At 43.8% G+C, this 9,100-nt stretch carries 6 protein-coding genes; 1 reads left to right on the top strand and 5 read right to left on the bottom strand.

Annotation, left to right across the window (positions count from 1 at the left end; genetic code table 11):
• The coding region (locus LUQ50_RS01530; protein WP_300035141.1) for a response regulator at positions 1–335 on the bottom strand (335 nt) is incomplete at its 3' end.
• A gap of 209 nt (positions 336–544) precedes the next feature.
• Here LUQ50_RS01530 and LUQ50_RS01525 point away from each other — a divergent pair.
• Entirely contained in the window at positions 545–1,159 is a 615-nt protein-coding gene (locus tag LUQ50_RS01525) for a PleD family two-component system response regulator (RefSeq protein WP_300035138.1), read from the top strand.
• A gap of 177 nt (positions 1,160–1,336) precedes the next feature.
• Here the strand turns inward: LUQ50_RS01525 and LUQ50_RS01520 are convergent, their stop codons facing one another.
• The 4 genes from LUQ50_RS01520 to LUQ50_RS01505 form a co-directional block, all read right to left on the bottom strand.
• The gene (locus LUQ50_RS01520) at positions 1,337–2,605 is read right to left on the bottom strand and encodes a response regulator (RefSeq protein ID WP_300035135.1); all 1,269 of its coding nucleotides are present in this window, start codon (positions 2,603–2,605) and stop codon (positions 1,337–1,339) included.
• Positions 2,559–5,717 carry a PAS domain S-box protein gene (locus tag LUQ50_RS01515; RefSeq protein WP_300035132.1) on the bottom strand — a complete coding sequence of 1,053 codons (3,159 nt, stop codon included), beginning with the start codon at positions 5,715–5,717 and terminating at the stop codon, positions 2,559–2,561. The genes LUQ50_RS01520 and LUQ50_RS01515 overlap by 47 nt, the downstream gene beginning before the upstream one ends.
• Positions 5,718–5,913: 196 nt before the next feature.
• Positions 5,914–7,815, bottom strand: coding sequence for a methyl-accepting chemotaxis protein (locus tag LUQ50_RS01510; protein WP_300035129.1), 1,902 nt, complete (start codon positions 7,813–7,815; stop codon positions 5,914–5,916).
• Positions 7,816–7,907: 92 nt separating this feature from the next.
• The coding region (locus LUQ50_RS01505; protein WP_300035126.1) for a GAF domain-containing protein at positions 7,908–9,100 on the bottom strand (1,193 nt) is incomplete at its 5' end.

The raw sequence follows: 9,100 nt of genomic DNA, 5'->3' as shown, positions 1-9,100 counted from the left end.
GAATACTGAATCTTGGGGTTTCCACCTTTCTGGAGATAATAATCAGCACCGTGGTTCAATGCCTTAATTGCAGTGCCCTCATCACCCTGGCCGGTATAAACAATGAACGGAAGATCCGGCTGAATGGCCCTGACTGCTGAGAGAAAGGTAAGTCCGTCCATACCCGGCATCTGATAATCTGATATTATGGCATCATAGCGCGAAGGAGAGAGGATCTTTATTGCGATATCAGCGGAGAGGAAAGTATCTACTTTAATTTTGCCTGATTTCTCCAGGAACCGTTTACCGAGTTCAAGTAAAACAGGCTCGTCATCCACATACAGGACTGATATCATACGGAATCCCTCAGTACAATCGATGCATTTAGGTAATAAGTTATTAATATGTTGCTAAAGATAAAAGAACTCATAAGATTATTCACGATATTTTCGTATCAAGCCTCTCGAAAGTTCTTTCATACATGGAATGGCAGGGTATGGAATCTGCCAGGTATGGGAATGAATGAACCATGAACTGAACTTCAGCATGATACCCGGAAGGAAATATGAAGATTTTATTAATCGATGACAACGCGACTCTGGTTCAGATGTATCAGAGGATATTAACAACCGGTGAGCGTCAGATTGAAATTGAGACTGACAGTTCAAAAGCCATCGGGACGATAAAATCTGTTCGCCCTGATGTTATCCTTCTCGATCTCATGATGGAACCGGTTTCAGGGTGGGAAGTTCTTGACCTGATCCGCAGTGATGAGGAGATTGCAGATCTGCCTGTATTAATTCTCACTGGTAAAATGATGACAGCCGAAGAGGCGGTCAGATACGGCATGAAGATCGATGGGTTTGTTATGAAACCACTTGAGCGAACCATGCTTGTCGCTGTGGTTGATGAGGTCTGGGAGATCATCTGTGAGTGCGAAGAACGGTACAAAAAAGCACTCGCTGCTGGATTATCAGAAGAAAAGGCGAAATCATGCCAGCAGATGATACGCAAACGCAGAATGCTTACCTATCTGAAAGAACTGTTGAACAGGCAGGAAAAGATGGTGAACCTGCGACCTGATGAAAAATCGAATCTTTCAGGGTCGATCGAAGAACTCAGACAGATGATCGCCACCGAATTAATGGATCTTGCTCAGGAAGAGATGAGTTGTCCATGAACCGAAGAAACGGAAGGATTATGGTCCTTTCATCGTATCCTTGATCTCTGAGTAATGAATCCAGGAGATATCTAGTTCTGTCAGAAGATTAAGCAGACGAGGGCCCCACTCTTCATCTTTTCCTCCGTTTTCACCCTGAATTTCGTATACCCTTTTGATCGTTTCCTGTAGGGTAATTTATATTTCCCTGGAGATTGTCCGCAACTGTTCAAGTGCTGAGAAGAGTTCTGAAAAAACCTTTTTGATGCGTTCAACCTCGTACAGTGCCTGCTGCTCATTCGTCACGTCAAGCATAACGGTCGCGATATGGGTGGTCACTTTATCTTTTTTCAGTGGAATCCGCGTAAACTGAATAAATGCCACCTCATCACCGGTCTTGAACTTTTTTATCGTGACATTGGTATCGCCAGATATGAATATCTCCTGAAGATCCTGCATATCAGCAAAAAGTAAAAAGTTTGGTGTTTCAAACATCGGACGATTCAGCATATACTGGCTGATGCCTGCTTTTCGTGCCATCTCTGTAAAGAGATGGTTATACCCGGCAAGCACCATTCGCTTGTCAAGCACAAATGCCGGGAGTTTCAACGCTGCGGTGATCTGCATCAGGTTCTGAATTATCCCAGGTCCGAAATGAAAATCTGCTGTTTCTAATATTTCACTTCCGGTAAACATGTAGAGATTTCGGAGGTCATCTTCGGTTTCACCCGTTATCAGACCTACCGAGATGGTAATCGGCAGGGAAGTACCGTTTTTATGTCGCAGGCCGACCTGATCAGGCATTATCGGGTGAGGACGGGCTGGAAGACTCTCCCCAGCAGTAGCATCACGGACATGTTCCTGCTCGCCGATCAATGATAAAATTGGTTTCTTAACAAGTTCAGGTTCTTGATAACCGGTCATCCTGAGTGCAGCAGGATTCACATATTCTATCAGCCCGGATTTAGTAGTTGTCATGACCGGAACCGGAAATAAGGAGAGTTCCTTGTATATTCCCGGAGATGAGAGGGGAGTTATCTCTTCCTTGAGTTTTTGTTTAACCCGGTGCTTATGCAGGCTCATCTCAATATTGGTCATGAGTTCTCGTTCTTTGAACGGCTTGAGCAGATACCCCGATGGTGAGACTGCGATGGCACGTTCAAGCGTCGCCTTATCAGAATGTGCAGTCAGAAAGATGATGGGGAGGTCATAGAGATCGATAATCCGTTTTGCTGCAGTAATCCCATCCATATCCCCTTTGAGCCTGATATCCATCAGGATGAGATCCGGTTGAGTCTCTCCTGCCTTTTGGATGGCAGATTCTCCGGTTATCGCCTGACCGGTGACTACATACCCCATTACCTGCAGTTTTTGTTTTATCTCCATCGAGATGATCATCTCATCCTCGACAACCAGAATTTTACTCCCTTGTGGCATTGCTTCCCTCCCGTGTAATAAACCCCTCATTCATCGGAATTCTCAGCGTGACCACTATTCCGTGATCGCTACCCATGGTCAATTCACCACTTGCCTGAAATACCAGATTCTGAATAAGTTGCATACCGAGTGAATCACAGTTCTCAAGCACGAACCCTTCAGGAAGTCCTTTTCCACTGTCCCGATACGTAAAATCAAGCCATTCCGGATTGGTATGGACAACAGTTATCGAGATTGTTCCTTTTTCATCAGGTTTCATGCCATGTTTAAATGTGTTTGTCAGGAGTTCGTTGGTGATAAGCCCAAGCGGGATTCCAGCGTCAATTGTCATCTCAAGGCTGGGATCACAGACCAGGCTAAGAGTTATCTGCGACTCATCATATGAAAAGTCGGAAATGATGGTATTTGCAAGTGAATTGAGATATTCGAGCAGGTTAATGCTCATCAGATTATCGGTCCGGTACAGCTTCTCATGGATCATCGCCATCGAGAGGATCCGGTTCTTACTCTCTTGTAAAACAGCCGTGACTTCAGGATTATCGATCAACGAGCTCTGCATTCTGAGCAGACTGACAATGATCTGCATATTATTCTTCACCCGGTGATGAACTTCACGAAGGAGGATGTCCTTCTCGTGCAGTGACTGACGCAGTCCTGATTCAGACTGTTTTCGTGCAGTAATATCCATGATACTACCGATGACAGCAGGTCTTCCCTGGTACGTAAACTGACTTATCAGGTTTTTTAGATAAATCACTCGTTCGTCAGCGGTAATAGCCCGGATCTCATAGTCATCAGTGGCATTCGGAGTTTCCAAAACCCGATGATGACGTTCTATGGCTAGTGTGGTATCATCTTCATGGAAACAGAGGGTGAATGGCATCGTCTCAAGTGTTTCCCTTGGATACCCCAAAATTTCGGACATCCGGGGATTGATGTACATGAAATGCTCATCCTGGACCAGATATATTCCAACCAGTGATCGTTCAACCGGACGGTGGAAGAGTTCTTCAGTCTGGGCGCGATCTATCACCGAACCGATAATTCCTGCGGCAGTTATCAATGAGTCAACGATTGCAGGTGGAAGAAGTTCCAGGCGGTGGAGATCCACAAATCCGATGACTCCCCAGAGCGATTCGGAAGTGAATACCGGTACAAAGAGGTATGATTGCGGCAGGTGATCTCCAAATCTGGCAATTAGATCTTCTGGAATGTCTGCAATTGTTCCTTGAATTGAAGGAAGGCTGACAAGTTCTTCGATTCTTGACTTCACCAGGAGGGAATAAAACTCATGATTATGTACAGGGTCTGCCGGTGACTGCTTTTCATCCTGCCATTCATAGAGGATTTGGCATAAAGAATTCCCGTTATCACTGATAACTCTGGAAAAAAAGAGAGAATTTTTTTCAGTCGCCTGACCTAACAATGCGAGACAATCCGGAATCAGAGCATTCCAGTCAGCACTGCGTACCATGTAATATGCAATAGAACTGACTACACTCAGGATTTTATCGCGATGGATGAGTTCCTGCCTGGTTCGTACAAGATCGGTGATATCAAGTGATGTGCCGACAATCCCGGATACATTTCCCTGCTGATCATGAACCGGGACTTTTGATGAGACCAGCCATACCAGATCTCCGTTTTTTGAATGCACCGCTTCTTCAATATTATAAACCGGAATGTTTTCGGTGATAACCTGCCGGTCCACCAGTTCCCTGCTGGTTGCAATAGACTGCGAAAAGAGATCTCTATCGGTCTTTCCTTCAACCTCCTTGAGTTCAAACCCTACAAAATCACTGAATGGAACATTTGCCGTGAGATAGTGAAGGTTCTGATCCTTCAGGAAGATCTGGGCAGTGGATGAAGAGAGAATCGCCTGAATTCGCTCAAAATTCTCATGCTGCCTCTGTTCAGCTTCGAGCCGCTCATGAATATCCCTGCTGATACTAAAGAGCACATTCTGGTCTCCCCAGATTCCCACGGTTCCGCGAGTTTCAACCGGAACCCGGGTACCATCCCGAGCAAGAAAAGGAAATTCATTCCTGATACTGGAACCTGAACCGGTGAGGTTGAGAAACTGGAAGATGATCGCGTCACGAATCCCGCTGTCATAGAGCATATGAATCGGATTTCCGATCAGTTCTGCCTCCTGGTATCCGAGAGCTCTGGTTACGGCAGGGTTGACATTGAGGATAGTTCCGTTCATGTCAATAACCATTACGAGCTCCTGCATTGCAACATAGAGCTCATTAAGTTCCTCCTGCCTGCTCCTGACCTGCTCCTCAGATATAATCCTGGTGAGGGAGTTTCCGAGTTGGGAAACCATAATTTCTATCGTATCACGAATCTCGGAGGGGAGCTGATGGGGCTCGTCAAAGATAAAAGATAGGGCTCCTACCACCCTATCACCTTCCAGGATTGGTATCTGCCCGCCGGTTATCAGGGATTCCGGCCCGTCATTCGGAGCAACAAAGAACTGTGATGTTCCCGTAAAGATGACTTTATGAAGATCGCCAAAGGTAAATTTTTTCAGGAGATCATCGGGTATATTATGCGCAATGAGAAGATCAACATTTTTTGATCCATGATTTATGAGATGGATACTCCCCCGGCGACATCCAGCAAGTGTTCGTACTGAAGTTAGACAGGCGTCAGAAGCCTGACTCGTGGTAGTGGAGAGTGTCAGCCGGTTCATCAGTTCACGCTGGACTGCAATGAACATCTCCCGACGCCGGATTCCTACCTGAATCTCCTGATTGGCCCGATATTTTCCTACCGAACTCCGGATCTTCTGGGAGATTTCAGTAAACAGAATTGTTGGTCCTTCAGATTTTAATTGAATAAAATCGATTCCTGCTTTCATTGCATCAAAAAATATGGTATGATCATCACGACCGGTCAGAAGCAAAAAGGGAATGTCAGGAATCCTGGATCTTACCTGTTTAAAAAAAGAAATTCCATCAAGTTCTGCCATCATATAATCTGATATAATGGCATCAACCGGGTTAGATGAGATATAATCAAGGGCTTTTTCCGGAGATAAGAATGTAATTACCTCAAAATCTCCGCTTTCCTTCAGATAGATTCCGAGAATTTCTGCAAATGCCGGTTCATCATCAACAGCGATTACTCTGATCATATCTTGCGTGCCAGTAAATGAGAGTGATTGTAAGGAAGGATATAGTTGTTGGTCTTATCTCAACTCTCCTATGGCAGGTTTATTTGAAGGTGAGTAAAGTTTTTTGAGAATGATCGAAAAATAGGAGGGATCTGGGAAGCGAATATTCATTATATAATGTGATAAAGATACCCCAGCAGAGGGGTATTCATACTCATCACACCACAAATTTTGACATCTCTGCTGATACTGTCTCCACACTTCGTGAAACATCCTGTATTGCCTGGACAATCTGGGCCAGGGCTGCAGATGCTTCTTCAGTTGCTGCAGACGAATCCACTGCCTGTTGAACCGTATTGCTGAGGAGTGAAGAGACCTCATTTACACTGGCAGTAATTTCTTCAACCGATGCTGCCTGTTCTTCAGTAACAGACGCCATATTTGTAACATTTTGAGAGATATTTTCAATTGATTCAGCAATACTTGAAAAAGCGGTGATCGTTTCAGACAACGATGCATTCCCTTCCTGAACATTCGTAACCGAACTTTTCACCGCTTCTGCAGCTTTCTGTGACTTTGTCTGGAGATTGCTGATCATATCTGCGATATTTTCAGCTGATTGTCGTGACTCCTGAGCGAGTGATTTAACTTCTGCTGCGACTACCGCAAATCCCCGTCCGGCATCCCCTGCACGAGCTGCCTCAATTGCCGCATTCAATGCCAGGAGGTTGGTCTGACTTGCAATATCGGAGATGAGTTTTACAATCTTTCCTATCTGATCCATCTCATTTCTGATATCGTTGACAATGGTATCTACTTCTTCTGATGTCCGGGTAATTCCTTCCATTGCCTGTTCTGTATTCTTTGCAAGCTGAATTCCCAATTTACTTTTATCTTCAGCTGAAGTCGCCAGTCTAGCTACGGTCTCACTATTCACGGCAATATTGGAGACAGTTGTTGACAGGTCCTCCATAGCACGGAGGATCTGTCGAACTCCTTCTTCTCCCTGCTCTGTCTTCTCACTTAACGAGTTAGAACTTTGAGCCAGCATGTTAGTTCCGGCGGATACCTCTTCGACACTTGCATTTACCTCCTCAGCACCGGAGGCGATGTCTACGATCTGTTCCTGAAATACCCGGAAAGGAGTGGTTACGATCTCAAGTATCTGGTTGATCCCTCTTGAAATTTCAAAAAAGTCTCCGGTATAACTTTTTTCGTCGGTGCGACCGGTTAGATCACCAGTTTGAGCTGCCTGAATAACCTGAAGGATGTCATGTATTGCATGTTTCTGATCGGTAAGGTCATAATACACGGACAATACATAGGTTACTTTTCCGGATTTATCAGTAAGCGGAATATTGTGGCGTTCTAATGTTTTAGTACCGGTAGAAAACTTGAAGACCGCTTCTCCCGTACTGGGTTTGCCAAATTTGAAGGTATCACTAACGCCGGTTCCAGTCTGACTCAGATAATTAAAATCCCTGATGGTTATCCTTCCAATGTCAGTTGGTTTGAAACCCATGAGTTTCATGGCGACATTATTCATCGCAGTGACCTTCAGATCTGGATCCCAGACGATCATCGGATATGGATTTTCATCGACGATGGTGTTAGATCTGTTTTTCAGAATTTCGATCTCATCGAGTTCTTTTTTCAGTTCAGTCACATCGTTATATACCGAAATGATGGTCCTGATGTTTCCTTTCTCATCTAGTATAGGAATGGTGAATCTGACCCATGAGAAGATACCAGCCGGGAATTCAAATGTTGCTTCCCCGGTTTTCATCTGTTTATCATGGATTGTTTCCCGAATTCCGTCTCCTTTCATGTCAAGGTATTTAAAGTCGTTTAATGTAAGAGACAGACTTTTTTCTCTGGAATAGCCGGTTTTCCTAATAAATGCCTCATTTGCATCTACTACCTGCAGGGCACTATTCCAGACCAGAATTGGATTAGGATTAAATTTGAATATAGATTCATACCGCTCTTTATCTATTTTGAGAGTGTCAAACTCTGCGGTAAGTGATGCAATCCTCTCATTAAGTTGAGCATTTTTTTGAATGTAGTCTTCGATAGAAGGATCTCCAGACTCTGATTGAGAAGAAGCATTGAGACTCATAGGTATCCATTGGTAGTGATTTGTTAAAATGTATAAAGTTTTAAAAAAATAGGCTGCCTAAGTTGTGAAAATACAATGATGCTACCCACCCATTAGAAATTTTCATCTCTAAAATTATAATGCTTAATAAGGAAATTTTTAACTTTTTCCGATTGTATCCATCCTTGATCCAGACGTGACACCACTGAATCAATCATATCCACCGCTTCCATAGTCATCACTTTGTTCTTCTCATCAAGGAAATCTGCAACAACAGATATTACAGAAAGAGGGTTTCGTATGGTATCATTAAGGGTTGCCAGTTGTTCCATATTCTGGGCAATCTGTGTGAGAGCAGTTTTAATTTCACGATCTGATTGCTTACGATGGATAATTGCCCATAACTTATTTCCAAGCGTATTAAGAGCTTTCGCATGTGAATCGGAATACGGTTCAACCCGATTCGCGACTGCCATAATTGCGGTAACCTCTTCTCCATCAAGAATCGGGACTTCGAGGAATCGTTGAATCGGTATATGTCCTTCTGGATATCCATGATTATCAGGCCGGATTGAATAATCGTTTACGATGATTGGACTTTTCGTGGTTATACATTCAGACCAAAGTCCTGAAGAGGAAGAGATATGGTGAGGAGCAGATCCCATAATCGCACATGAATTCATCACTTCAGGAGACCAGATCTGGAAGTCCATCCTTATTCCCTTTTCACCAATGAAGCCAATGAAGCCAACTGGACTTTTTGTAATATCGAGTGCTGCCTTAAGCGTATATGATAAAATATCAGTTTCAGTTTCGTTAGTGAGTTGATGCAACGAAAGGAGTGCCTGGATTTCTTTGGTATGAGATTCTTTAATTTTTTCAGCCTCTACCCATCCGGTAATGTCTGAAATAATCCCGGATACTTCTACGACATCGCCATTTTGTCTGACTGGTGTGGCTTTCACACGAAGATATTTGATTTGATTTTGATCAGTATTGGTTCTGAATTCTACCGGGGCAGTATGATTCTGAAGAACCGTTTGAAACCAGTGATCCACCATATTTCGATCATCAGGGTATATAAAATCTAAAAACTGTTTGCCAGTATAATGGGTAGCATGTAGCCCAGATATACCACTGATTGCCGGACTCACATAGGAGATTACGCCATCAGGCTTTAAGGTGAAGATGGTATCCGAAATATTTTCAACCAGTTCACGATATTGCTTCTCACGAGCAGAGAGAGCATTTCTGGCTGATTCTTCCCGATGAAGAATATGTATATGATGAAGAGATCGGAAGAGCG

This window comes from Methanospirillum sp., assembly GCF_028679455.1.
In the GTDB taxonomy this organism is placed as follows: Archaea; Halobacteriota; Methanomicrobia; order Methanomicrobiales; family Methanospirillaceae; genus Methanospirillum.
The sequence above is the reverse complement of the archived record's forward strand: the minus strand, read 5'-3'. Positions and strand labels throughout refer to the sequence as shown.

Coding starts and splice junctions, on each gene's coding strand:
- LUQ50_RS01525 (WP_300035138.1), top strand. CDS start 545: ATGAAGATTTTATTAATCGATGACAACGCGACTCTGGTTCAGATGTAT.
- LUQ50_RS01520 (WP_300035135.1), bottom strand. CDS start 2,605: ATGAGGGGTTTATTACACGGGAGGGAAGCAATGCCACAAGGGAGTAAA.
- LUQ50_RS01515 (WP_300035132.1), bottom strand. CDS start 5,717: ATGATCAGAGTAATCGCTGTTGATGATGAACCGGCATTTGCAGAAATT.
- LUQ50_RS01510 (WP_300035129.1), bottom strand. CDS start 7,815: ATGAGTCTCAATGCTTCTTCTCAATCAGAGTCTGGAGATCCTTCTATC.